This window comes from Phytohalomonas tamaricis, from assembly GCF_003012345.1.
GTDB lineage: Bacteria > Pseudomonadota > Gammaproteobacteria > Pseudomonadales > Halomonadaceae > Phytohalomonas > Phytohalomonas tamaricis.
The window spans coordinates 762,208-786,470 of the sequence record NZ_PVRV01000020.1 but is presented as its reverse complement, the minus strand read 5'-3'; the positions used below and the strand labels follow the sequence as shown (position 1 = coordinate 786,470).

The following is a 24,263-nucleotide window of genomic DNA, read 5'->3' as shown; positions in this document are numbered from 1 at the left end:
GGCTGAATGTTCTTTAAAAGTTTGAGAGCGCGTAATGTGGCAAATCGTTCATAAGTTAGGGTCACCCAAATGGTTCTATCGCGTCAGTGGCCCTTGGTTGCCCTGGCTATGGAGCCTGTCGGTCGTGTTGCTGGTGATCGGTACGGTATGGGGGTTAGCGTTCGCTCCCGCCGACTATCAGCAGGGCGATAGCTTTCGCATCATTTACGTACATGTGCCTGCCGCTATCCTTGCCCAGTCGTGTTTTGCGCTGCTGGCCATCTGTGCGGTTATCTTCCTGGTCTGGCGCATCAAGCTTGCCGATATGGCCGCCACAGTGGCAGCACCCTTCGGTGCAGCGATGACCTTCGTAGCCCTGTTCACAGGCTCGGTATGGGGAATTCCTACCTGGGGCACCTGGTGGGTATGGGATGCGCGTCTGACATCGATGCTGATTCTGCTTTTTCTCTATCTGGGCATCATTGCGCTGCGTGGTGCATTTACCAGTCGCGATAGCGGCTCACGCGCCGCGTCGATCCTGGCGCTGGTCGGGGTTATCAACCTGCCGATCATTAAGTATTCGGTGAACTGGTGGAACACGCTGCATCAGCCAGCGACGTTCAGCCTTACCCGCCAGCCTGCGATGCCGGCCGAGATGTGGCTGCCGCTGCTGGTCATGGTGCTCGGGTTTTATATGTTTTTTGCAGCTACCGTGACATTTCGCACGCGCAACGAGATATTGCGGCGCGAGTCGCGTACCCGTTGGGTGCGTGAGTTGGCCGAGAAAACGCACTGAGGCAGTCGCTGAAATATTTCATGAGCTATTTAAGAAGAGGAGCGCAACGTGAGCTTCGAAAGCGTTAGCGCACTATTGCACATGCATGGCTATGCGCCTTACGTCTGGCCAGCCTGGGGCGTCGCGTTAGGAGCGCTGGCGTTGTTGGCGCTTCATGCCCGTTATGAAAAGCGTCAGTTGCTGCGCGATATAGAACGCCGCATTCGGCGCGAGCGAGTGAATCATGACACCCAAGCGTAAACAGCGCCTTTATATTGTACTTGGTCTGGTAGTGTTGGCAGGCGTTGCCGTGGGGCTGACGCTTTATGCGCTGCGTGCCAATCTCAACCTGTTTTACAGTCCTCAGCAGATTGTCGATGGCGATGCGCCGATTGGCCGTCAGATTCGTGCCGGTGGGTTGGTACGTGTCGGCAGTGTTCAACGCTCGGGAGATAGTCTCGATGTCACGTTTGATGTGACCGACTATCGTGTCAGCGTGCCGATACACTACAACGGCATTCTGCCGGACCTGTTTCGTGAGGGGCAGGGCGTGGTCATCACCGGCACGCTAAATGACCAGGGCCGCTTTGAGGCGTCTGAAGTACTGGCCAAGCATGATGAAAAATACATGCCGCCGGAAGTGGCCGAGGTAATGAAAAAGGCCAACGCCAAGGACGTGCCTGCTGGTTACGATCCGGCCCGAGACGCTTTCGATAGTGCCGAATCATCCACCAATGCGCCTGCCGACGCTCCCCGCTCTTAGGTCGAGACATGCTGATTAAAACCGTTCCCGAACTCGGCTTCTTTGCGCTGATCCTGGCGCTATGCGTGGCGCTGGTGCAGGCCATCGTGCCTTTGATGGGTAGCCTGACACGCCGTCCCTTATGGATGAGTTTTGCGCAACCCATGGCATGGAGCCAGTTCCTGTGCCTGGCCATTTCTTTTGCCTGCCTGACTTTTAGTTTCCTGAAAGATGACTTTAGCGTCGCTTACGTTGCCAACAACTCCAATTCGCTGTTGCCTTGGTATTACAAGTTCAGCGCCGTGTGGGGCAGTCACGAGGGGTCGGTGTTGTTATGGTCGCTGCTGCTCTCGGCGTGGAGTTTCGCGGTCAGTATTTTTTCGCGCCATTTGCCACGCGACATGCTGGCGCGCGTACTGTCGGTCATGGGCATGGTGAGTTCAGGGTTTCTGCTGTTCATTATCCTCACCTCAAATCCCTTTGCGCGTATCCTGCCGATTGCTCCTCAGGAGGGCGCCGACCTTAATCCTCTATTGCAGGACCCTGGCCTGATTGTTCATCCGCCCATGCTTTATATGGGTTATGTCGGTTTTTCGGTGGCGTTCGCCTTCGCCATGGCTGCGCTTATCGGTGGTCGCCTCGATGCGGCCTGGACACGCTGGGCGCGGCCGTGGACCAATATCGCCTGGGCATTCTTGTCGCTGGGTATTGCGCTGGGTAGCTGGTGGGCCTATTACGAACTCGGCTGGGGCGGGTGGTGGTTCTGGGACCCGGTCGAGAATGCGTCGCTGATGCCTTGGCTGATGGGTACTGCGCTGATCCACTCGCTGGCCGCCACTGAAAAGCGTGGCACATTCAAGAGCTGGACGGCACTGCTGGCGATCTTCACCTTCTCGCTATCACTGTTGGGTACTTTTCTGGTGCGCTCGGGCGTGCTCACCTCTGTACACGCCTTCGCCAACGACCCGTCGCGCGGCACGTTCATACTGGCGTTGCTGGGCATTACCGTTGGCGCTTCACTGCTGGTCTTCGCATTGCGTGCTCCCAAGGTCAAGAGCCCGATCGGTTTCGGGTGGCTGTCGCGTGATGCGCTGCTGCTGTTCAACAATATCCTGCTGCTGGTGATGATGGTAACGGTGCTGCTCGGCACTCTTTATCCGCTGCTGCTCGATGCCTTGGATCTCGGCAAGATCTCGGTGGGCCCGCCGTACTTCAATGCGTTGTTCGTGCCGTTGGCCACCCTGCTTGCCATCTTCATGGGATTGGGCCCGGTCGCACGCTGGAAGCAGATGGGAGCGGGTGAGCTGGTGCGGCGCGTCTGGTTTGGGGCACTGGTGGGGTGTGTCATCGCTGTTGCGGCGCCGCTGCTCTATGACGGACAGTGGAGCTTTGGTGTCTCGCTTGGCCTGCTGCTGGCGATCTGGATCGTGCTGCCAATGCTGCGTGACATGCTGATCAAGCTGCGTCAGGAAGGGCCGCGTGGGCTGCGTAAGTTGTCACGCAGTTATTACGGCATGGTGCTGGGGCATGTGGGGTTGGCGGTGACGCTGGTCGGCATCACCATGGTTTCGCACTATTCCAGCGCCGAGAATGTACGCCTTAATGAAAATCAAAGCGTTGAAGTGGGTGGCTATACCTTCACCATGACCGGATTGTCGGAACAGCGTGGCCCCAATTATCTCGCTGACCGGGCCACGGTCAGGGTCTCGCGTGACAATACGCTGATTACACTGCTGCATCCCGAAAAGCGTTTTTTCATGGCGCGGGGGCAGGCAATGACCGAAACCGCACTCGATCCGGGCCTGTTACGTGATCTTTATGTCGCGATGGGTGAAAAGCTCGATAACGGCGATTGGGCGATGCGCGTTCAGGTCAAGCCGTTCGTGCGCTGGCTATGGTTGGGGGCGTTGTTGATGGCGGCTGGCGGCATTCTGGCCGTGCTCGACAAGCGTTATCGCCGTCTGGGCTCAACTGATGCCAAGCGTCTGGGAGCATCGTCATGAAGCGCCGACTACTGCTGTTCATCCCGCTGGTACTATTCGTTGCGCTGGGTGTGTTCCTCTGGCTCGGGCTTGGCAAGGACCCTTCCGCGCGCGATTCGGCACTGCTCGCCGACCCGTTCCCCGAGTTCCAACTGACGACGCTTGAGGAGCCGAACCGCCAGGTCGACAAATCGCTGCTTGAAGGGCAGGTGACTTTGGTCAATGTGTGGGGGGAGTGGTGCCCGACCTGCAAGCGTGAGATGCCGCAGCTTCTGGCGCTCAAGGCGCGCGGCATCCGTCTTGTCGGTGTTGACTACAAGGATAGCCGCGACAAGGGCCGCGCTTTTCTCGATGAGTTCGGCAACCCGTTTGAGCTGACCGTTTTCGATCCCGAAGGCTCGCTCGGCTTCGACCTGGGCGTATATGGCGCGCCTGAGAGTTTCATCGTCGATAGGGACGGTATCATTCGCTATCACCATACCGGCTATATCACGCCCAGCGATGTCGACGCGGTCGTTAGGGAGGTGGGCAAGTGGCAGCGTTGATCCGTCTGATCATCTTCATGCTGGGCATGGGGTTGGCCTTGCCGAGCCTGGCGGCGATCGAAGTGCATGATTTCGATGATCCGGCCTTGCAGGCACGCTACAACGCCCTGCTTGACGAGTTGCGTTGCCCCAAATGCCAGAACGAGTCGATCGGCAGCTCCAATTCACCGATAGCGCGAGACATGCGGGCGCGTACCGCTACCTGGCTTGAACAGGGGCGCAGCGATGAAGATATCCGCAATGCGATGGTGGCACGTTTTGGCGACTACGTACTTTATGACCCGCGTCTTGATTCGCGTACCTGGCTGCTGTGGAGCTTGCCCGGTGCGCTGGTCATTGTGGGCGTTACCATCATCGCTTTGGTGGTGCGGCAGCGGCGCAAGCGCCACGCCGAAGGCTTGAGTGCGCTGGAACGCCAGCGCCTGGCGACACTGCTCGATACCCATCAAGAGGCTGCTCGCATGCCGCAGGATGAACGCCGGGAGAAGTCACCATGACGCTTTTATGGTTAGCCTGCGGTGTGTTGCTGCTGTTGGTGATCGGGCTGTTGTTGTGGCCGCTTGTCCGCGCCGGGGGTACGTTTGCTGCACAACGTGATTTCGAGGCGCGTGATATGGCGTCGGCAGGCAATGTCCGCGTCTTTCGTCAGCGCCTGGCCTCGCTTGAAGCAAGCCGGGGCAGCGGCGAGCTCGATGAGGCGCGCTATCAGGCCAGCCGGCTTGAGCTTGAGCGCAGCCTGCTGGAAGACACCGAAGACAGCCATCTTCGTCCGCTCAAAGCAGCCCGGGCTGGCCTGTGGCTGGTGCCGGTAGTCATATTGCTAGTGGTTAGCGGTGTGGTCTATGTCTATCACAGCTACGGTGCGGCAGATGATCTTGAGCTTTACGCTGTGCGTCAGGAGGTGTTGGCCAGTAATGACACGTCAAATGCCCACTTCATCAACCGGTTTGAAGCCGAAGCGGAGCGCCAGCCCGATAACCCCAGGGTATGGGCGACGCTGTTCCCGCTCTACCGTGATTCGGGGAGATTCGACGCTGCGGTTGCAAGCCTCAAGCATTTGATTGCCCTGGAAGGCAGGTCGCCGGCTCTGGTCGCTGAGCTGGCACAGATGACATTTTTTGCGGCCGGACGTACGCTCACGCCTGATGTGCAGACGCTGGTCGCTGAGGTACTCAAGGAAGATCCACGTCAGCCGACGATACATGGCATGCTTGGCTTCGCCGCCTTCCAGCACGGTGAGTATCGCAAGGCAATCGATCACTGGCGCCTGGCGATTGCCGGTTTTGATGATGAGGAGAGCCAGAAGGCGCTACGCGCTGCCATTGGTGTCGCGCAGGAACGCTCGGGCATTATTTCGAGTGATGAGTTGGCATCGGCGCGTTCAAGCAGTGCGGCCCGCTCAACAGACGATGAGCAAGGCGATATGCAACCCCCTTCGCCTGCTGAGGCGGCTATCACGGTTCATGTGAGCCTCGACGAGCAGCTGCGCGATAAAGTGACTGCAGACGATACCGTTTTCGTTCTCGCCCGTGATATCGACAACCGTTTGCCACCGCTGGCTATCGCACGCCTTAAGGTTGGCGATTTGCCAGCGAACGTGACGCTGAGCGATGCCAATGCGATGGCAGCGACAGCGAAACTTTCTCAGGTTGAGCGCGCCAGTATTGTGGTGCGTGTCTCGAAGGCAGGTGTGGCCACGCCTGCCCCGGGTGACTTGTACGGCGAAAGCGACGCGGTTGCGGTGCAAGGTGATGCCCCGGTTGAGGCAGTTATCGACCGTATCATCAAGCAATGACCGGTTTCGGTGTAATGAATATATTGAGCAGATTGGGCGGTAGATGCCGCCTGCGAGGACTTTGATTACTGCATGCGTCTTAAATCGATCAAGCTGGTGGGTTTCAAATCCTTTGTTGATCCGGTCACGGTGCCCTTCGATGGCAACATGACCGCCATCGTAGGGCCCAATGGCTGCGGTAAATCAAACGTTATCGATGCCGTACGCTGGGTCATGGGCGAATCGTCGGCCAAGATGCTGCGCGGCGAGTCGATGGCCGATGTCATCTTTAATGGCTCGACCGGACGCAAGCCGGTCGGCCAGGCCTCGATCGAGCTGTCATTCGATAACCGTGAGGGCAAGATCGGCGGCGCCTATGCGCAGTACGCTGAAATTGCGGTCAAGCGTCTCGTCACCCGTGACGGCCAGTCACTTTATTACTTCAACGGTCAGAAATGCCGCCGGCGCGACATCGCTGATCTATTCCTCGGCACCGGCCTGGGGCCGCGTTCCTACGCCATCATCGGGCAGGGCATGATTTCACGGCTGGTCGAGGCGCGCCCGGAAGAACTGCGCGCCACGCTTGAAGAGGCCGCGGGGATTTCCAAGTACAAGGAGCGACGCCGCGAGACTGAAACGCGCATGCGGCGCACCCAGGAGAACCTAGAACGCCTTGATGATTTGCGCGAAGAGTTGGATAAGCAGCTCGAACGCCTGCGGCGACAGGCCGATGCGGCGCGGCGCTATCAGGATCTGAAAGCCCGTGAGTATCGCCTTAAAGGTGAGCTGGCGCTGATTCGCTCAAGAGCGCTGCGTGCCCGTCAGCATGAAGATGAGGCGCGGGTGCGAGAGCTTGAACTCGGGGTCGAAAAGGACGTGTTCGGCGTACGCGAAAGCGAGAATCGCCTCGAGCAGTCCCGCACCGAATACGACGAGGCTTCTCAGGCGCTCGAAACCCATCAAGCGCGTTTTTATGAAACCGGCGCGGCGATTGCGCGGCTTGAGCAGACACTCGAAAGTGCTCGCGCACGCGAGCAGCAGCTAATGGCCGATATCGAGAGTCTGGGGCGCGATCTGGTTGATCTCGATCGGATCGGTCAGGAAGATGTCGAGCGTCTGGCGGCGTTGGAAGCACGTCTGGAGACGCTGATACCGGAACAGGAAGACGCCGCCGAGCAGCTCGAAATGCTGGCGGCACGTCTTGAAGAGGCCGAGGCGGCACAGCTTGGTGCGCAGGATGACTGGGAACGCTTTGCTGAAGCTGACCGTGACGCCGGGCGTGAAGCCGAACGTGCACAAAGCGACATACGCAGGCTTGAGTCGAATCTTGACGGTGTCGACAAACAGCTCACCCGGCGTGAACACCAGCTGGACGAGCTGCCTGATGTCAGCGCATTGCGTGAAGAGCGCGAAGCATTGGCGGAACAGCTAAGCGAATTCGAGCTTGAGCAGGAGGCGCTCGATACGCGGCGCGAGCAGCAAAATGGCATGCGGGAAGCCGCCAGTGAGCGGATCGATACGTTGAGCCGTGAACGTGACGCGCTGATTGAGCGTCAGCATGCACTGCAGGGTGAGAAATCTTCGCTCGATGCCTTGATTCGCGCCGCACTTGAATCCAGTGATGAGGCGTTCATCGCCCATCTTGAAACGCACGGCCTTGACCGTGTCGTCTCGCTGGCTGAGCGGCTTGAAGTGAGTGAGGGCTGGCAGTCGACCGCGGCGTGGGTATTGACGCCGTGGCTGACAGCAAAAGTGGCTAACACAGCGCAGTTTACGGCCGCCTTTCAAACCCTTGCCTCTGGCGAACTGGCCATTGTCGATGAAGCGGCATTCTCTGCACCTGCGGCCACGCTTGCCGCTGAAGTGCGTGGCGCCGGTGCGCTGAATGCATTGCTGGGTACGATTAAGCTCGCTGAAGACAGTGAAATGGCCTGGTCGATGCGTGACGCTCTGGCACCCGGCGAAAGCGTTCTGACCCGTGATGGATTGTGGCTGGGGCGTGGCTGGGTGCGCCGTCGTGGCGACAACGAAAGTGCTGATAGTGTCATTGCACAGCGTCAACGGCGCGACGAGGTAGTGGCTCAACTTGCTGCGCTCGGCGAGCGGCTCGAAACGCTTGATAATGAATTGAATACCGCACGCGAAACGCTTGTTCAAAGTGAGCAGACGCTTGAGCAGGTGCGTATCGATGAGCGTTCGCTGGGCGAGGCGCGTCAGCAGATAGCATTGAAGGAGTCCACCCTGGCCACGCGGCTTGAGCACGTCGATAGTCGTCGCGCTGAACTGTGTGAAGAGATCAGCGGACTCAAGGAGAATCGTGCTGCTGTTGAGCTGGAGCTGGAGCGTGAACGCGAGCGTTGGCAGGCGGCGATGGAGGTGGTGGAGGCCAACAGTGCCACACGTGAACAGCTTACGCCCGCCCGCCGTGAAGCACAGGAATATCTAAATGCGATCCGCGCCCAGCTTGCTCCGGCGCGCGAGCTGAGTAGTCGGCTTGAGCTGGAGCGCTCAAGGCTAGCGACTGAGCGTGCAGGCCTTGAAAGCCAGCGTACGCGGGGAGATGAGCAGAAGGCGCGCCTGACCGAAAAACGCGAGTTGCTTGAAGAACAGCTCGAAGAAATCCGTGAGCCATTCGAAGAGAGCCGCGAACAGCTTGATGAGCTGCTTGATCAGCGTAGTCGTCAGGAAGAGGCTCTGAATGCGTGTCGTGATCGTGCTCATCAGTTGGCTGAAACGATGCGTCAGCTCGAGCAGAATCGTCAGCAGCATGAGCGCAACCTCGAAGGGCTGCGGGCCCGCCTCGAGGAGGCGCGCATGCATGTGCAGGAGCAGAAACTCAAGGCGGATGCGCAGGATGAGCAGCTTACCGAGTTGGGCCATGATGTCACTGAATTGCTTGAGCAGTTGCCGGCCGAGGCCAGCGAATCGCAGTGGCAAACCGAACTTGAGAGCGTTGCTGAAAAGATTCGCCGTCTGGGCGCCATTAACTTGGCGGCAATTGAAGAATATGACCAGCAGGCCGAGCGCCGCGATTATCTTGAAGCGCAGCATAGCGAGTTGAGCGAGGCGCTTGAAACCCTCGATAAAGCGATTCGCAAGATTGATCAGGAAACGCGTGTGCGCTTCAAGCAGACCTTTGACGATGTTAATGCAGGGCTTGGCGAGCTTTTTCCCAAGGTGTTCGGCGGCGGTGCAGCGTGGTTAACCTTGACCGGTGATGATCTGCTTGAAACTGGCGTGGCGATCATGGCGCGTCCGCCCGGCAAGAAGAACAGCACGATTCATCTACTCTCGGGTGGTGAAAAGACCATGACTGCGCTGTCGTTGGTATTTGCAATTTTTCAGCTCAATCCGGCGCCGTTCTGCATGCTCGATGAGGTCGATGCACCGCTTGATGATGCCAACGTGGGACGCTACGCCAAACTGGTGCGCGACATGTCCGAGACAGTGCAATTCATCTATATTACGCATAACAAGATCGCCATGGAGGCTGCCGATCGCCTGATGGGGGTCACCATGCAAGAGCCAGGAGTCTCGCGCCTGGTTGCCGTAGGTGTCGATGAAGCGGCCATACTGGCAGAAGCTTGATAAGATCAACGGTTGAAAATTTAGTCAGAATAAGTACGTACAAGTATCGCCAAAGCTTGCATTAAAGTTCATAAAGCGTTAACAACTTGGCAATAACAGGGTATGTAGGGATAATCGACAGGCGATTGCGACCACGCTGGACTCGTTGATGCTCGGATGAACGCCTGGTACTCGTGATTTATTCGAAAATCGAGCGTCCTTTTTTCAGGCGATCGCGCTATGCTACGGACGAGCATGGTGCCCTAAAGATAGGCAAGATATTTCATGGAATTACGAGAGTGGCTCATTATTTTGGGGCTGGTGCTTGTCGCAATCATCGTCGTTGACGGTGTGCGGCGGCTCCAGCGCCAGCGGCGCGTTCCGCGTCTCGATCTTGGCGATGAGGCGCAAAATCCCCGCGACCCGGAAGACGTCAAGCGCGAAGAAGCGCTCAGTTGGGAATTGCCCAATGGTGGCGCGCGCGTAGTGGATGCAGAAAGCGTGACGGATCCTCGTTCGACTCGTCAGCCTGCTTCCCATGATGAAGATGACTACGACGATGAACATGAGCCGGACGAGGAGGATAGCCCTCCCGGACGGTTTGCAGGGCTCGCGTCGGGCAAGATTTTCCGCCGTCCGCTTGATGAGATGAACAAGCGGCGAGCGGCACGTATTTCTGCGTCTGAGCAACGTGAGGCACAGCGACAGGTTGAGCGCCAGCGTCAGGCTGAAGCAGAGCAACGTCACGCCGAAGAACTGACGGCAGCAAAAGCAAAAGAGGCGCGTCGCACCGAGAACGAGCAGCTAGCGGCGCGGTCACGTTACGTTGAGCCTGATAATTACGATGACGTCCATGATGATCGCTATAGCGATCAAGAACGTTTTGACGGCTATGCCGATGATGCTGATGATTCGGCCTATGAGGAAATTGCCGCGCAGCATCCGGCTGTTGAGCTTGCCAAACGCCATCAGGTCGGGGCTGAGCGTGCGCGCAATACATTGGCCGATGCCGATGAAATTATCGTCATCAGTGTGATGGCGCATGATGATGAAGGCTTCTCTGGCTTGGCCCTGTTGAAGTTAATGCTCGCCTGCGGCCTTCGTTACAGCGAAATGGGCGTCTTCCATCGCTTTGAGAGCGAGTCGGACAACAGTCCTTTGCAGTTCTCCATGGTTAATGTCATCAAGCCAGGAACGTTCGCGCTCGATGCCATCGATGAAGATTTTTATACGCCCGGTGTGACGTTCCTGATGCCGCTTCCCGGAGCAGAGGATACGCGTGCCGCCTTCGAGGCCATGTTCGAGACGGCTATGGTGTTAGTACGTAATCTGGGAGGTGAACTGAAAGATGAGAACCGCAGCGTAATGACCGCTCAGACCGTTGAGTTTGCACGCCAGCGTGTGCACGAATTCGAGCGCCGCTGGAGATTACACCGGCACCATGCCAACTGATGCATATTCTTATCAGAGCCGAGCGTTCTGATAAGGTCTATTCTGTCATGATACGGGGGGCAATTAAGCCCCCCGTATTGTTTGTATATCAATCCTTTAAAGAGCTGTTGCCAGCCGATGAGTTCGCGCGTTCCTGATGCCATTTATGACGAGGTGCGCACGCTGCGTACCGATCTCGAAGACGCTAACTACCGTTATTACGTCGAAGACGATCCTGCTATTCCCGACATCGAGTATGACCGGATGCTGCGGCGCCTGCAGGAAATCGAAGCCGATTATCCCGAGCTTGTCACGGCGGATTCGCCAACGCAGCGTGTCGGCGCGCCCCCAGCCGAAGGCTTTCCCGAAGTCAGACATTCAGTGGCGATGTTGTCTTTGGATAACGCCTTCAGTGACGAAGAGCTGCGCGCTTTCGTCAAGCGGGTCAGTGACAAACTTGAATGTGCCGATGACGATCTCACGTTCTGCTGTGAGCCCAAACTCGATGGTCTAGCCGTCTCACTCATCTATGAAAACGGCTTGTTCGTACAGGGCGCGACCCGTGGCGATGGCCGCATCGGAGAGGGGATTACCGCCAATCTGCGAACGCTGAAGTCGATTCCGCTGAAGCTGCGGGGGGACAGTTTCCCTGAGTTGCTTGAGGTGCGAGGTGAGGTTTACATGAGCCGCTCCGGTTTCGAGCGGCTTAATGAAAAGGCGCGCGACGAGGGTTCCAAACTGTTTGCCAACCCGCGCAATGCCGCTGCCGGAAGCCTGCGACAGCTTGATCCTAACGTTGCGGCTAGCCGTCCGCTTGAATTCTGCGCCTATCAGGTGGCCCGTATTGATGATGCCTACCTTGAGTCTTGTCACTCGGCGCTGATGGCGCGGCTACGTGATTTCGGTTTTCGTTCAAGTCCTGAACTCAGCGTGGTCAAGGGCAGCGAGGGTATTATCGACTTCTGTGAGCGTATGGGGCAGCGGCGTGAAACGCTCGATTACGATATCGATGGCGCCGTGCTCAAGGTCGATGACCTGCGCTTGCAGCGCGAACTCGGTTTCGTTTCCCGTGCGCCGCGTTGGGCAATTGCCTTCAAGTTCCCCGCGCAGGAACAGACCACGGTAATCAACGACGTCGCCTTTCAAGTCGGGCGTACGGGACGATTGACGCCAGTGGCCAAACTTGAGCCGGTACAGGTCGCCGGCGTCACGGTATCGAACGCTACGTTGCACAACATGGATGAAATTGCGCGCCTCGATGCGCGCATCGGTGATAGCGTGATCGTGCGTCGCGCTGGTGATGTAATCCCTCAAATCGTCAGAGTTTTGAGTGAAAAGCGCCCTGACGATGCACGTGAGATCGTACTCCCTGAGCACTGTCCGGTGTGTGGCGCTACGATCGAGAAGCTCAGCGAAGAGGTCGATGCACGCTGCTCGGGAGGGCTTTACTGTGCGGCACAACGCAAGGAAGCGCTCAAGCACTTCGCTAGTCGCCGTGCGTTGGATATCGATGGGCTTGGCGATAAGCTGATTGATGCGTTGGTGGAGCGCGAGTGGGTCAGCACACCGGCCGATCTGTTCCGGCTGGAAGCCGCCAAGCTCGCTGAACTACCACGCCTGGGCGAGAAATCAGCCGCTAATCTGGTCAGTGCCCTGGAGCGTGCCAAGCGGACGACGTTGCCACGCTTTATCTATGCGCTCGGTGTGCCCGAGGTGGGCGAGGCGACGGCCAATGCCTTGGCGACCCACTTCGGCTCGCTTGCGCGGCTGATGGACGCCTCGCATGAAGAGCTTATCGCTATTCCCGATATTGGCCCGGTGGTGGCGGCCCACATCGCTACTTTTTTCCAACAGGCACACAATCGCGAAAGCGTCGATGACCTTATGGCAGTGGGCGTGACCTGGAGCGAAGTGGAAGTAAGTGCCCGTGAACAACCGCTGTCAGGCCAGACGTGGGTATTGACCGGCACACTCGAAGCGATGACCCGCGATGAAGCCAAGGCGCGTCTGGTCGCGCTAGGTGCCAAGGTCAGCGGTAGCGTCTCGAAGAAGACGCATGCGGTAGTCGCTGGACCCGGAGCCGGTAGTAAGCTTGCCAAGGCTGAAGAGGCCGGGGTTGAGATACTGGACGAGGCGACTTTTATTGACCGTCTCAAGGCGTTTGAAAATGACGAAGGGGATAGTGCCTCATGAGTGGACGTTTCGTTGAAATTCCGCCGCGCATGCTTCCGCCGGATACGCTTGAGCGGCTGCTGGAGGAATTTGTGACGCGGCAGGGGTATGACACGACCGATACCTCTGGGGCGGGCATGACGGGCTGGGTAGATGACGTCAAGCGCCAGCTCGAACGCGGCGAGCTGCTGATCGTGCATGATCTGCAGACCGAGCTCACCGAGGTGATGACACTGACCCAGTGGCGCTCCTTTGGTCGTGATGTTGGCGATGATGAGGAAGAAGGTTAACCGGCCGAACGCATCCGCCACTAGCTGAGCACAGGCCAATAAAAAGGCGCCCCTCGGGGCGCCTTTTGCATGCTTGACTGCGCTCAGGTAAAGAAGATGGGTACCACCAGGCTTGAAATCAGCAGGATCAGCGCGCCACCCAGACGTGAAGATATCTGTGCGAACGGCATCAGCTGCATGCGGCGTGCGGCGGAGAGTACGGCGACATCGCCTGTACCACCCATGTTGGCCATGCACAGACCGGCCGTGATAGCTGATTCGATCGGATAGAAGCCGACCAGTTTGCCCGCCAGTCCGGCGCCGAACGCAGCGCCGGCAACGACGGCGAGAACAATCAGTACATAGGTGATCGAGATGGCATCAATGACCTGGCCGAGATCGGTGTAAGCAATGCCGATGCCGAACAGAAGGGCAAACGTCCAATTCTTGGCAACGAAACGGAACCAGTGAGCAGCGGCGTCGTTGATTGCTTCGGGGACCAGCTTCATGACCTTCATCGCGGCAACCAGGACAATCATCAACGCATAGGGATGCAGCGGGATGAAATCACCCAGAATCTGACCTGCGGTAAAGAAGGTCAGGGAAATCACCAGACCAATGCCCAGCTTGGAAATATCCAGCGGCGTGTGTTCTTCCTTGATCTCGACGCCTGGCATCATCTGACCGTTGCCGGTCAATGATGGCATGCGGTTGGCCAGCCCGTTGAGCAGGCCGGCAATAATGATGGCGAAGACGTTGCCCAGTGCCAGGGCCGGAACCAGAATCGAGATATAATAGCTGGCTGGCTGGCCTAGCAGTTCCTGATAGATCTGACTCATGGGGACCGCCCCGGCACCCATGCCGCCACCCATGATCGGCAGCGTGATGACGACGACGGCGTCCTGAGGCGAGAAGCCGGTCAAAAGGCCCATGGCCATTGCAAACAGGCAGGCAAACAGGACCGCCGCCAGCAACGGGATGGCAAAGCGCGCCCCGACCTTGACCAGAATGCGGGAGTCCATACCGAGAATACTACCGGTGATCAGTGCGGCGATGTAAAAGTTGAGAAAGCCGCCGCTTTTCATGAATGTCGTGATGTTGTCACTGACCCCTGTGGGCAGGATATTGGCATAAACCAGCGCGGCAGAACCGAAAAGGGCAAGAATGGCGCCGCCGCCCAGATAGGTCTTGACGATAGGCAACCGATCACCCACAAAACCGAATAGCTCACCAAGCACCATCATCACCAGTAAGGCACCGATCATGCCTTTGGAGAGCGTGTCGGTATACATGGCAATAATCATCACCAGCGTGACGATAGCGAAGATGGGGACTTTTAACCCGAAAATGCGATGACTGTTCGCGGAGCTGTCAGCCACGGGCGATGTCTCATTCATGATTTTTCCCATGGAAAATTCCTTCTGTGCCGGTGGCGACCGATGGCCATGCGTTTGCATGACGTAGTGCCACGCAAAGGCATTTTGATCAGTCACGGACTGGACTGGCGATAGATAACCTTGTAGCGCGGGAGTGAGTGTTCTGGCTCCAGCAGAAAAGGTCGCGGTTTTACAGGTCCAATGCTTTATTGTCGCGTTGCGCGCGGGCGGACTCGGCTGCTGAGAATACGGCTTTGCATGGGAGCGCCAACCTTTAGGAAGTTAAAAAATATTTTTGTAATTAAAAAAAATGAATACGCTTTGTGCTGCATATTTTGCGGCAGTAAGAAATGCCACCAAGGTCGTAAAGGCTACTGTTTTAACCGTGACCACGGCTGATGAGCAGAAGGCTGAAAGGCTACACGCGGAATATTTTCGATGAATACTAAACAGTTGCCTCTGAGCGCGCTGATATCGATGCTGGTCATTGCCCTCATCGTTTCATCGCTGGGCCTGGCATACTGGCTGTTTAGCGCTCAACTGCGCGCCAGTACCGAACGGGCACAGGAACAGCGGGTAGTGAATGTGGCGCAGACTGTGGCAAGCGAGCAGCGAATACGCAATGCGCTGCGCCATCAGGATGCGTCGCTGCAGCATGATATCGAGGCATTACGCCGAACGCTGGGTGTCGATTTCATTGTCATCATCGATGGGGGAGCCATTCGCTTGACCCATCCTGACCCGACGCGCATAGGCCATCATTTTCAGGGCGGTGATGAAGCAAGAGCGCTAGCTGGCGAGCACTATGCTTCGCATGCCCAAGGGACGCTAGGCACCAGTATTCGCGGCTTTGCACCAGTAAAAGACGAGCGTGGGGACGTTATCGGTGCCGTGTCTGTCGGTGTCACGCTTTCACGCCTGGCGCCCCTTACGGAACGTCATCGCGGGCGGCTGTTGGGTGGGTTGGCGCTGATCATGGTAGTGGGTGCATTGGGCGCCACCTGGTTGGCAGGCAGTATCAAGCGCCGGTTGATGGGCATGGAGCCCAACCAGATCGCGCAATTGGTAGAAGAACGCCATGCCATGCTCGACGCGATGCATGAGGGGACTATTGCGGTCGATGCGCAAGGCGATGTGACGCTGATCAATCCTGCCGCACTTAGGCTGTTGAGAGCGGCTGGCGTTGTACCACGTGTCGGCTATCCGGTTACTGAGCTGCTGCCGAATGCAAAGCTGGATACCGTGTTGGCCACCGGACACGAGCTGCGGGATCAGGAAATACGCCTGGGGCGGATGGCCTTTCTTGGTACGGGCAAACCGATGTTCCTGCAAGGCAACCTGATCGGGGCGATCATGACCTTTCGCGACAAGACGGAGATTCATACGCTGGCCGAAGAGTTAACCGGTGTCCGGCGCTATGCTGAGGCCCTGCGCGCCTCGACGCATGAATTCAAGAACAAGCTTCACGTCGTGATGGGGTTGGCTCAGCTTGGCGATATCAAGGCCCTGCGCCAGTATCTGCGTGAATTGGTCGATTACCGCATGGGTATCGTCGAGCCGATTGTGGAAGGGGTGCATGACCCCGTGCTGTCAGGCTTTCTATTGGGCAAGCAGAGCGAGGCGCGTGAGAAGGGCATTGAGCTTGCAGTACTTGTCGAAACGATTATCCCCGCAGCCGAAGACAGCGTAACGGTACATACGCTGATCAGCATCATGGGTAATCTTCTCGAAAACGCCTTTGATGGGGTCGCGTCAATGCCAACACCGCAGGTGGCGTTGACGCTGGGCATCGATGCCCAGACCTTGTCACTGCATGTGCAGGACAATGGCCCCGGCATTCCCGCTGCGCTGCGTGAGCGTGTTTTTGAGCGAGGCTACTCCAGCAAAGGCAGGCAGCGTGGTCTAGGGCTCTATCTGGTGCGTGAGTATGTGGAGAGTGCCGATGGCACCCTGAACCTTTATTCCCAACTTGGACAAGGTACCCTGATTGAAGTGACGTATCCTTACCCATTGCACGACTTGGAAACGCCGCTATGAAGGTGTTGATCGTTGAAGATGACCCCATGGTCATGAAATTGAACGTTGAATATCTTTCACGTCTGGAAGGCATGCAGCTGGTGGCACGCTGCAGCGATGTGACCACGGCATTGGTCGTGCTTGAGCGTGAGCCGGTCGATGTGGTACTGCTCGATATCTTTCTGGCCAATCGCAGCGGCCTTGAGATTATTGAGTGGCTGCGTGCGCAAAAAATGGACAGTGATGTAATTCTGATCACTGCGGCGTCCGAGATGGAAACCGTGCGCGCGGCACGGCACCTGGGCGTCAACGATTATCTGGTCAAACCGTTTGAATTCAAGCGATTTCGCGATGCGCTGCTGCTGTGCCAGCATCAGCGCGATGCGCTCAAGACGCAAGGTGCCCAGGTTGATCAACAATCCCTTGATACGCTGTTTCGCGCGACATCGGTTACGCCACGGCGTGCTGATGGCCTGCCCAAAGGGCTGACGGCGCATAGTCTCGTCCAGGTGATCGAGGCTGTTCTTGATGTGCAAAAGGACAGTTTCACGACTGAAGAGTTGGCAGACAACACCGGCATGTCGCGAGTGTCGGTACGCAAGTACCTCAAGCACCTGGCCAGCCTCGGCCTGCTCAGTGAGTCCTTCGCCTACGGTCAGGTCGGTCGCCCTTCATTTACCTATACCTGCCTCGATCACGATGCGCTGGGCCGACTGGCCCGCCAGCCCTGAATGCGCTTATCGATCGTCTTCAAGGCGTTCTGATCAAGTCGGTGATAAGACGACGCCCGGGATGGAGATGGTCGGCCAGTTCAAGAGTAAGTGGCATGGGTTCGTCGCAGATACGTGAAGCAAGCAGTTCAGCGCAAAGCGGCGCGCTGACCAGCCCACGTGAGCCATGCGCGACGCTGATCCACAGTCCTGGCCAGTGGCGGCCCGGCACGTCGGCAATACGCCGCGCATCATGGGCGAGCGCGGCGTAATCGCTGCACCAGGCTTCGGCCACCGGCGCGGGACCAACCAGGGGTGACTTGTCGGGGCTGGCGCAACGTAGCCCAACGCGTGCCTCGAAAGCTTCAAATGAACGGCCTAGTGCGGCGGCATAGTCGGGCAGGGCGCGTTCAAGTTCAGCCAGGTTGGCCGTGTGATCTTCCGGGCGCATCTCAAGCGCCGTATCGTGCGGTGCAAACGTCGCGCCAAAGCTTTGGACGCCGTGCCATGGAGGCGGTGTATAGCCGCCAGCGCAAACGACACATTTGGGAGCGAGAGTAGCGTCCGGTACGGCCACCTGGCTGACCTGGCCACGGATGCTTTGCAGCGGCAGATGAGCGAGCGCCTCGAAGCGGTTACTTGCCTGTGCGGTGGCCACCACTACCTGTTCGGTCTCAAATGTACGGCCATCGCTATCACGCAGACGCCAGCGCGGCGCTTCAGCGGTACCGATGAACTCGATCGCTACCACGAGCCCCTGATGAAACGTTATGCCGTCCGTGGCGGCCAGCGCCTGACAAAGGGCCTTCGGGCGGACCCAGCCGGCGCCAGGGTAGTAAAGCCCACCCCGCGTATTCGAGCTTAGTGCTGTGCCGGCCCGCTGAGTGGCGCCGGCCACATCGACACCATGCACTATATGTTCAGGCAAGTCGTAACGGCTAAGAAACGTGCGTTGTCGTGTGGCTTCCTTATCGCTCAAGGCGAGTTGGAGCACGCCACAGTCCGACCATAAGCGACGCTCGGGATCAAACTGCGCGAGCCAGCGCGTCGTATACTGCAGAGCCGCCAGATAGAAGCGGCTCTGTGGGTTGGGGTGAGCAGCAAGCTTGACGTAGAGCGCCCCCTGGCGATTACCTGAACCGCCGGCGCCGGGCGCTTCGGTATCAAATAACATCACGCTACGACCGCGGCGGGCCAGCGCGTGAGCAGTACTCGCTCCGGCAATACCCGCGCCGATTACCGCAACATCGCCGCCTGCGGACGTTGATGAGATAACCGGTGGCGGGGTGAACCAAGGGGTACGCATGCGCCGCCTATCGGTAGGCGGCGTTGCGATACTCCCGCGCAGCATTTCACGCTTACGCCCGAATCCTTTGATTTTCTCGCAGTGGAATCCGGCCTGGATCAGGCCGCGCTTGACCAGTCCCGCACAGGTGAAGGTGGCGAATGTCGCGCCGGGGCGGCTGACAACGGCCATGGCGTCGAACAGCGCTTGCGTCCACATCGCGGGGTTTTTCGCAGGAGCAAAACCGTCCAGAAACCAGGCATCGACCTGACCATCAAGCTGCTCGAAACATTCAGTCGCTTCACCGAAATGCACATCGAGTGTCACCCGTGGGGCGAGGACAATACGGTGCACACCGCTGACGGGGGCTGGCCACTGAGCGATGAGACGAGTGCTGCGCTCGGCCAGGGTTGGCCAGGCCGATAGCGCACGAAGCAGGTCCTCTCGGGTGAATGGATGTTTTTCCACCGAGACCAGATGCAACCGCGCTGTATGGGGGGCATGAGCTTCAAAACAGGCCCAGGCGTGAAGCATGTTAAGCCCGCTACCGAACCCGGTTTCAGCGACCACAAACGGGCGGGATAAGTGCCATTGGGCAAAACGCTCGGGCAGGCGATTGCTGTTGATAAACACATGCTCAGTCTCACGCAGGCCGTCATCACGGGAAAAATAGATATCGTCGTAAGCGAGCGCATGCGGGGCAGCGTCATTCCAATCGAGCTGAGCATGTTCAAGGCGCAGGGCGCGCGCCACCGGGAGCTGTCGTGATTCGGTCAAGGTATCGGCTTGGTCAGAGTGGTTGAAAATTGCTCAATCTTTGCCAGCAAGCGATGGAACACGCTTTAGAAGAGTTGTTCCATCGCTACTTCACAAGGTTATCCACAGTGCCTGTGAGTAAGTCGAGTGACTATCATGTTGAGTTATCGACGGGCTGTCGAACGGCTGGGTTCAGGGCAGTGTTTTGCGAAATGGCTTGACCCTGACCTGTGCATAGACGCCGGCCACGACATAAGGATCGGCGTCGGCCCACTGCTGTGCTTCATCGAGCGAAGCAAATTCGGCAATCACCACGCTACCGGTAAAGCCCGCATCGCCAGGGTCGTTGGCATCAATGGCGGGACAAGGCCCGGCCAGGATCAGACGGCCCTCATCGCGCAGCGCCTCAAGGCGTGCCAGATGCTCGGGGCGAGCGGCCTTACGGCGTTCGAGGCTGTTTTCGATATCGTCACTGATAATGGCATAAAGCATCACAGCTCATCCTTCTTGGTGGTGGAGGGGCCATTTTGTCCATCGCGCGGCATATGTCGGGCGAGAAATACGCCCTGGACGAGAATGAACAGAATCGTCAATCCCATCATGCCGAACAGCTTGAAATTGACCCAGGTCTCTTCGCTGTAGTGGGTGAACACGTAAATGTTAAGCGCGCCCATGGCGGCAAAGAAGGCGACCCAAGCCAGATTGAGTCGCATCCAGACGGCACTGGGCAGGGTAATGCTTTTCTCCATCATGCGCTGTGTCAGTGCCTTGCCGCCAAACAGCGGCGAGAACAGGAACGCCACGGCAAACAGCCAGTTGACGATGGTCGGCTTCCACTTGATGAAATCGCCATTGCCGAACAGCACCGTAGCGCCGCCGAGCACGACCACCAGCGCGAGCGTGACCAAATGCATCTTTTCCACCTTGCGGTGGCGCCACCAGGTATAGAGTACCTGCAGTACCGTGGCGGGAATCAATACGGCTGTTGCGGTCACGATATCCTTGGTCAGGTGATAGACCAGAAAGAAAATCGCAATGGGAAAGAAATCCACAAGCATCTTCATAAGCGTACGCGTTCTCCAGCAGGGGCGTATCGTAAGGAGTGTCTCGGCATTGACCGCCATGACCATTGCACGCCACTATACCGGTTTATTCTGACAAAGTTTCCAACCAGGACGCTACCTAGCGTCATACCGATGCCTTCCGACTCAATATCCTTTCCGTACAATCTCGATACCGCTCGCGGCATTGACCTGCACATGCACTCCAGCGCCTCGGATGGCATGCTATCGCCGACGGCGTTGGTCGAGCTGTGCCATCAGCGTGGCCTGACGCATATTGCCCTGACCGATCATGACACCATGAGCGGCGTAGAAGAGGCGCGTCAAGCCGCCGGCCGCCATGGCATCACATTAATTGACGGCTGTGAACTATCGACGCGCTGGGAAGGTGTCGGCATCCATGTCGTTGCGCTGTTTCCCGCTGGGCCGGGTGAGCATATCGCCGCCGGACTTGAACTGCTGAAGCAGGCGCGCATCACCAGGGCAGAGGTCATCGCGACACGGCTTGAGCGCATCGGGCTTGATGATGCCTTGAATTGCGCACGTGCGCAGGCCGGCAGCGATCGCCCGCTGGGTCGGCCTGATTTTGCCCGCGCGCTCGTCGCGGCCGGGCTGGTGAAGGATCTCAACAGCGCATTCAAGAAATATCTGGGTGCCGGCAAGCCCGGCGATGTCAAGACGCATTGGCCAGCGCTTTCTGATGTGGTGAGCTGGATCGTGGCCGATGGCGGCGTCGCCGTGCTGGCTCATCCGCTACGCTATAAGCTGACGCGGCGCAAACTGGGCGCACTACTGGATGCCTTCGTGGCCGCAGGTGGCGAAGGGGCGGAGATGGTCAGCGGTTACCAAAATGACGACCGTACCCGAGATCTTGCCAGTCTACTGGCTAAGCGTGGCCTTTATGCCTCGCTCGGCAGTGACTTTCACTTTCAAGGGGGGCCACTAGCGCCCGGTACATTCAGCCCGGCGGGACGCACCTCGCTTCCCCCGGTGTGGTGTCATCCATGCTTTGCGTCTCATGCAGTGGCCATGGCGCCGCCATGAGCATGCCACGTCAAGGGTAAGTCAGGAGCAAGCACAGAACACAGAATAAGGAGCGTTCTCATGAGCCAGTTTTTTCAGTTACACCCCGAAACGCCACAGAAGCGTCTGATTCAACAGTCGGTTGATATCATCCGCGGTGGCGGTGTCATCGCCTATCCGACCGATTCGGGTTATGCCTTAGGGTGCAGCTTGGGCGAGAAGAAGGCCATTGAGAGAATCAAGCGCCTGCGGGCGCTCGATGACAAGCACAACTTCACGTTGATGTGTTCGGATCTCTCCGAGATAGGCACCTATGCCAAGGTAGATAACCGAGTGTTCAGGCTGCTCAAGGCGTACACGCCGGGGCCCTATACTTATATTCTTAATGCGACCAATGAAGTGCCGCGCCTGTTGCTGCACCCCAAACGCCGCTCGATCGGGGTACGTGTTCCCGACCATCGGATTACCCATGATCTGCTGGAAGTGCTGGGGGGGCCGCTGATGAGCGTAACGTTCATCCCGGTAGACGAAGAGTTACCCATGACCGACGCGGAAGATATCCGCGATCGTTTCGGGGCGCAGCTTGATTTGATCATCGATGGCGGTGCCTGTCATCTTGAGCCGACCACCGTGGTGGATCTGCGTGAGCTACCGCCCACTATCGTTCGCGAAGGGCGGGGGGATACCGCGCCGTTCGAGACTGACTGAACGCCTCAGTACTGAGTCAGTACCGAGACGCTTTACTCCACGCTCGGTACTGGCGCCTGATCGGGCTAGGTGTGATGGCTGGCCGCACCTTCCTTATCATCCTCCTCATCTGTTGTGTCCTTGTTCTTCTTGTCCTTGCGCTCTTTCCTGGGGTCGGTGGTGGTTTCATCAAGCCAGGTGCCACAGCGCTTACAGTAGCGAGCGTCCTTGGCATGTCCCTCATGGCCACAGCCGGGGCAGGTTTCGTCGGATTCGTTTTCGTATCGCATCGCACGCATGACTTCGGCGGAAAACACGCCGGTAGGCACGGCGATAATGGAATAGCCCAGTATCATCATGATGGACGAGAGAAATTGACCGAGCGGCGTTACCGGTGCAATATCGCCATAGCCAACTGTGGTTAGCGTTACGACTGCCCAGTACAGCGCCCGGGGAATGCTGGTAAATCCCGCTTCGGCAGGCTCGATGAGATACATGCACGAGCCGAAAATAGTAATGAGCGATAAAATGGTGACCAGAAACATCAGGATCTTGCGCTGACTGCGCTGCAGCGCCTGTACCAGCATCTGCCCTTCACCCACAAAGCCCATCAACCTTAATATGCGGAAAACACGCATGACGCGCAGAATACGTACCACTAACAGCGTTTGAGCGCCGGGAATCACCAGGCTTATCCAACTGGGCAAGATACTTAACAGATCGATAACGCCGTAGAAGCTGCGGGCATAGCGCGTCGGCTGGTTAATACAGTACAGGCGAGCGATATATTCGATCGTGAATAGCCCGGTAAATACCCACTCCAAGACAAAAAATTGCTTGGCATAGCGTGCATTGAGACCGGGCACACTATCCAGCATGACCACGATGACACTTAACAGAATCACTGTAATAAGTGCGATATCGAAAATCTTTCCAGCGCGAGTGTCCGCTTCGAAGATAATCTTGAACAAGTGTTCGCGATGGTTAAGTTCATGTGGTGAAGAGGGCACAACAGCTCCTTAACATAATTTCAAGCCTACAGCGTAGCGAAGGGTTGAGCCTGTAAGATCATCTTACATTCGAAACATTTATTTTCCGGCCTGGCTGCTATTTCCAAACGGCATCTCGATACGGTAACTGTCTTGGCAAAGAACGACGCATATCATGGTTTTATCATGACGCATGCAGCGTTGAGGCGCTGTCATTTCCTTACTGTGATCGGGAGGCCAATTGCGCCAGTAGGCTGAGGAAACGTTTGCCAAACGCCGGGGTAAGCCAGTCTTTTCCGGTCAAGGCCTGATGTAATGATGCTGCAGGCTGAGCGATTGCTGTCTCGTCATGCTGTGCGACGGCGGCAAACGCTTCACGTGCACGGGCGATGAACTGTTCATCGTTAGTATCGGTGTAGGCATCCAGCGCCGTAATCGCATGCTCGACATAAAGCAGAGGCTGTTGTGTGGCTGGCTGTGCCTGAGCAGGCACTGTGGCCGTTTCATCCCATGTGTTGTCACGTAAAGCGACGGCGCGTGCGGCCTTGCTCATATTGGCCGGGCGCAGAGCGACACTATCGGTTAGCATCTCGGCCAAGGTCCACAAGGCTGATTGTTCGCCCTCTTTTAGCTCCAGTTCCAGTTCGCGAATAGCGCAGCGTCTTTCTCCGGCAATGACCTCGCCCTGATCAAGTGCAAGTTCAATCGTGGCGTCGCCGTGCTTGATTAGCCAGGTGACGCGCTTGAAGTCAGTGCGGTAGGCGGGCTGCAACGCATTCAGCAAGGCTTCGTCCTGAAACGTGGCAAGCGGCAAGCCACGCAATCCAGTGAAATCGAGCGCATGTCCGCTAACGTCCCATTCCCATTCGCCACGCGTATGCAGTCCGCCCTGGCCGCTGCCTGCCGTCTTGACTGTTTGCCTGACAGCATCGCCCTCTGAGCGCAGGCGCAGCGCGATACGCTCTTTTTCCAAAGTCCGTGAGGGGGTGTCGAAATAGATATTGATGAACTCATGAAGTTGCGCATCCTGCCCGATGAGCAGGGGATGGCGATGCAATTGTGCTGGGCCGGATTCACCCAGTGCGAGTTTCAATTCGATTTCATGCGCCATAATAAGAGGGTCC

General features: G+C 57.6%; 21 protein-coding genes. 15 read left to right on the top strand and 6 right to left on the bottom strand.

The features are described from left to right. The first annotated feature begins 34 nt into the window (after positions 1 to 34). The 11 genes from C3Z11_RS09040 to C3Z11_RS08990 all read left to right on the top strand — a co-directional run bounded on the left by C3Z11_RS09040 (position 35) and on the right by C3Z11_RS08990 (position 13,257). Positions 35 to 775, top strand: coding sequence for a heme ABC transporter permease (locus C3Z11_RS09040; protein ID WP_106477583.1), 741 nt, complete (start codon positions 35 to 37; stop codon positions 773 to 775). Between the two features lie 48 nt (positions 776 to 823). Next, positions 824 to 1,015: a heme exporter protein CcmD gene (gene ccmD, locus C3Z11_RS09035; protein ID WP_106477582.1), complete on the top strand. Its 192-nt coding sequence runs from the start codon at positions 824 to 826 to the stop codon at positions 1,013 to 1,015. After that, positions 999 to 1,517: a cytochrome c maturation protein CcmE gene (ccmE, locus tag C3Z11_RS09030; RefSeq protein WP_106477581.1), complete on the top strand. Its 519-nt coding sequence runs from the start codon at positions 999 to 1,001 to the stop codon at positions 1,515 to 1,517. Before ccmD ends, ccmE begins: the two co-directional genes overlap by 17 nt. 8 nt (positions 1,518 to 1,525) lie before the next feature. Next, positions 1,526 to 3,499 (top strand): heme lyase CcmF/NrfE family subunit, encoded by a 1,974-nt coding sequence (locus C3Z11_RS09025; protein WP_106477580.1) that lies wholly within the window; start codon positions 1,526 to 1,528, stop codon positions 3,497 to 3,499. Beyond that, positions 3,496 to 4,023 (top strand): DsbE family thiol:disulfide interchange protein, encoded by a 528-nt coding sequence (locus C3Z11_RS09020; protein ID WP_106477579.1) that lies wholly within the window; start codon positions 3,496 to 3,498, stop codon positions 4,021 to 4,023. The genes C3Z11_RS09025 and C3Z11_RS09020 overlap by 4 nt, the downstream gene beginning before the upstream one ends. Continuing rightward, positions 4,011 to 4,520, top strand: a complete 510-nt coding sequence (locus C3Z11_RS09015; RefSeq protein WP_262927311.1) for a cytochrome c-type biogenesis protein — start codon at positions 4,011 to 4,013, stop codon at positions 4,518 to 4,520. Before C3Z11_RS09020 ends, C3Z11_RS09015 begins: the two co-directional genes overlap by 13 nt. Then, the gene (gene ccmI / locus C3Z11_RS09010) at positions 4,517 to 5,818 is read left to right on the top strand and encodes a c-type cytochrome biogenesis protein CcmI (RefSeq protein ID WP_106477578.1); all 1,302 of its coding nucleotides are present in this window, start codon (positions 4,517 to 4,519) and stop codon (positions 5,816 to 5,818) included. The genes C3Z11_RS09015 and ccmI overlap by 4 nt, the downstream gene beginning before the upstream one ends. Positions 5,819 to 5,890: 72 nt before the next feature. Then, positions 5,891 to 9,385: a chromosome segregation protein SMC gene (smc, locus tag C3Z11_RS09005; protein WP_106477577.1), complete on the top strand. Its 3,495-nt coding sequence runs from the start codon at positions 5,891 to 5,893 to the stop codon at positions 9,383 to 9,385. Between the two features lie 264 nt (positions 9,386 to 9,649). Further along, a complete protein-coding gene (gene zipA / locus C3Z11_RS09000) occupies positions 9,650 to 10,816 on the top strand; it encodes a cell division protein ZipA (protein ID WP_106477576.1) in 1,167 nt (388 codons plus the stop codon). Positions 10,817 to 10,933: 117 nt separating this feature from the next. Further along, entirely contained in the window at positions 10,934 to 12,988 is a 2,055-nt protein-coding gene (gene ligA, locus C3Z11_RS08995; protein WP_106477575.1) for an NAD-dependent DNA ligase LigA, read from the top strand. Next, positions 12,985 to 13,257, top strand: a complete 273-nt coding sequence (locus C3Z11_RS08990; protein ID WP_106477574.1) for a YheU family protein — start codon at positions 12,985 to 12,987, stop codon at positions 13,255 to 13,257. The genes ligA and C3Z11_RS08990 overlap by 4 nt, the downstream gene beginning before the upstream one ends. Before the next feature lie 83 nt (positions 13,258 to 13,340). On the opposite strand, the gene C3Z11_RS08985 is transcribed toward C3Z11_RS08990, so the two are convergent. Then, complete coding sequence (locus tag C3Z11_RS08985; RefSeq protein ID WP_262927310.1) at positions 13,341 to 14,633, bottom strand: 2-hydroxycarboxylate transporter family protein; 1,293 nt, start codon at positions 14,631 to 14,633, stop codon at positions 13,341 to 13,343. Between the two features lie 417 nt (positions 14,634 to 15,050). Between C3Z11_RS08985 and C3Z11_RS08980 the strand changes: the two genes are divergently transcribed. Next, a complete protein-coding gene (locus tag C3Z11_RS08980; protein WP_106477572.1) occupies positions 15,051 to 16,649 on the top strand; it encodes an ATP-binding protein in 1,599 nt (532 codons plus the stop codon). After that, the gene (locus C3Z11_RS08975) at positions 16,646 to 17,359 is read left to right on the top strand and encodes a response regulator (RefSeq protein ID WP_106477571.1); all 714 of its coding nucleotides are present in this window, start codon (positions 16,646 to 16,648) and stop codon (positions 17,357 to 17,359) included. Before C3Z11_RS08980 ends, C3Z11_RS08975 begins: the two co-directional genes overlap by 4 nt. 19 nt (positions 17,360 to 17,378) lie before the next feature. On the opposite strand, the gene mnmC is transcribed toward C3Z11_RS08975, so the two are convergent. The 3 genes from mnmC to C3Z11_RS08960 all read right to left on the bottom strand — a co-directional run bounded on the left by mnmC (position 17,379) and on the right by C3Z11_RS08960 (position 20,443). Then, a complete protein-coding gene (gene mnmC / locus C3Z11_RS08970; RefSeq protein WP_106477570.1) occupies positions 17,379 to 19,400 on the bottom strand; it encodes a bifunctional tRNA (5-methylaminomethyl-2-thiouridine)(34)-methyltransferase MnmD/FAD-dependent 5-carboxymethylaminomethyl-2-thiouridine(34) oxidoreductase MnmC in 2,022 nt (673 codons plus the stop codon). Positions 19,401 to 19,571: 171 nt separating this feature from the next. Further along, positions 19,572 to 19,871 (bottom strand): YciI family protein, encoded by a 300-nt coding sequence (locus C3Z11_RS08965; protein WP_106477569.1) that lies wholly within the window; start codon positions 19,869 to 19,871, stop codon positions 19,572 to 19,574. Then, positions 19,871 to 20,443 (bottom strand): septation protein A, encoded by a 573-nt coding sequence (locus tag C3Z11_RS08960; protein WP_106477568.1) that lies wholly within the window; start codon positions 20,441 to 20,443, stop codon positions 19,871 to 19,873. Before C3Z11_RS08960 ends, C3Z11_RS08965 begins: the two co-directional genes overlap by 1 nt. A gap of 132 nt (positions 20,444 to 20,575) precedes the next feature. Between C3Z11_RS08960 and C3Z11_RS08955 the strand changes: the two genes are divergently transcribed. Together C3Z11_RS08955 and C3Z11_RS08950 are read left to right on the top strand one after the other, a co-directional pair. After that, positions 20,576 to 21,484 (top strand): PHP domain-containing protein, encoded by a 909-nt coding sequence (locus C3Z11_RS08955; RefSeq protein WP_106477567.1) that lies wholly within the window; start codon positions 20,576 to 20,578, stop codon positions 21,482 to 21,484. Between the two features lie 60 nt (positions 21,485 to 21,544). Further along, a complete protein-coding gene (locus tag C3Z11_RS08950; RefSeq protein ID WP_106477566.1) occupies positions 21,545 to 22,171 on the top strand; it encodes an L-threonylcarbamoyladenylate synthase in 627 nt (208 codons plus the stop codon). Positions 22,172 to 22,236: 65 nt separating this feature from the next. Here the strand turns inward: C3Z11_RS08950 and C3Z11_RS08945 are convergent, their stop codons facing one another. Next, complete coding sequence (locus C3Z11_RS08945) at positions 22,237 to 23,160, bottom strand: ion transporter (RefSeq protein WP_106477565.1); 924 nt, start codon at positions 23,158 to 23,160, stop codon at positions 22,237 to 22,239. Positions 23,161 to 23,359: 199 nt separating this feature from the next. Next, positions 23,360 to 24,250, bottom strand: a complete 891-nt coding sequence (locus C3Z11_RS08940) for a CYTH domain-containing protein (protein ID WP_106477564.1) — start codon at positions 24,248 to 24,250, stop codon at positions 23,360 to 23,362. Positions 24,251 to 24,263: the final 13 nt, after the last annotated feature.

What these genes read in the sequence shown, in the direction of transcription:
- C3Z11_RS09040 (WP_106477583.1), top strand. Translation starts at nt 35, where the DNA reads ATGTGGCAAATCGTTCATAAGTTAGGGTCACCCAAATGGTTCTATCGC.
- ccmE (WP_106477581.1), top strand. Translation starts at nt 999, where the DNA reads ATGACACCCAAGCGTAAACAGCGCCTTTATATTGTACTTGGTCTGGTA.
- C3Z11_RS09025 (WP_106477580.1), top strand. Translation starts at nt 1,526, where the DNA reads ATGCTGATTAAAACCGTTCCCGAACTCGGCTTCTTTGCGCTGATCCTG.
- C3Z11_RS09020 (WP_106477579.1), top strand. Translation starts at nt 3,496, where the DNA reads ATGAAGCGCCGACTACTGCTGTTCATCCCGCTGGTACTATTCGTTGCG.
- ccmI (WP_106477578.1), top strand. Translation starts at nt 4,517, where the DNA reads ATGACGCTTTTATGGTTAGCCTGCGGTGTGTTGCTGCTGTTGGTGATC.
- smc (WP_106477577.1), top strand. Translation starts at nt 5,891, where the DNA reads ATGCGTCTTAAATCGATCAAGCTGGTGGGTTTCAAATCCTTTGTTGAT.
- zipA (WP_106477576.1), top strand. Translation starts at nt 9,650, where the DNA reads ATGGAATTACGAGAGTGGCTCATTATTTTGGGGCTGGTGCTTGTCGCA.
- ligA (WP_106477575.1), top strand. Translation starts at nt 10,934, where the DNA reads ATGAGTTCGCGCGTTCCTGATGCCATTTATGACGAGGTGCGCACGCTG.
- C3Z11_RS08990 (WP_106477574.1), top strand. Translation starts at nt 12,985, where the DNA reads ATGAGTGGACGTTTCGTTGAAATTCCGCCGCGCATGCTTCCGCCGGAT.
- C3Z11_RS08985 (WP_262927310.1), bottom strand. Translation starts at nt 14,633, where the DNA reads ATGAATGAGACATCGCCCGTGGCTGACAGCTCCGCGAACAGTCATCGC.
- C3Z11_RS08980 (WP_106477572.1), top strand. Translation starts at nt 15,051, where the DNA reads ATGAATACTAAACAGTTGCCTCTGAGCGCGCTGATATCGATGCTGGTC.
- C3Z11_RS08975 (WP_106477571.1), top strand. Translation starts at nt 16,646, where the DNA reads ATGAAGGTGTTGATCGTTGAAGATGACCCCATGGTCATGAAATTGAAC.
- C3Z11_RS08965 (WP_106477569.1), bottom strand. Translation starts at nt 19,871, where the DNA reads ATGCTTTATGCCATTATCAGTGACGATATCGAAAACAGCCTCGAACGC.
- C3Z11_RS08960 (WP_106477568.1), bottom strand. Translation starts at nt 20,443, where the DNA reads ATGAAGATGCTTGTGGATTTCTTTCCCATTGCGATTTTCTTTCTGGTC.
- C3Z11_RS08955 (WP_106477567.1), top strand. Translation starts at nt 20,576, where the DNA reads ATGCCTTCCGACTCAATATCCTTTCCGTACAATCTCGATACCGCTCGC.
- C3Z11_RS08950 (WP_106477566.1), top strand. Translation starts at nt 21,545, where the DNA reads ATGAGCCAGTTTTTTCAGTTACACCCCGAAACGCCACAGAAGCGTCTG.
- C3Z11_RS08940 (WP_106477564.1), bottom strand. Translation starts at nt 24,250, where the DNA reads ATGGCGCATGAAATCGAATTGAAACTCGCACTGGGTGAATCCGGCCCA.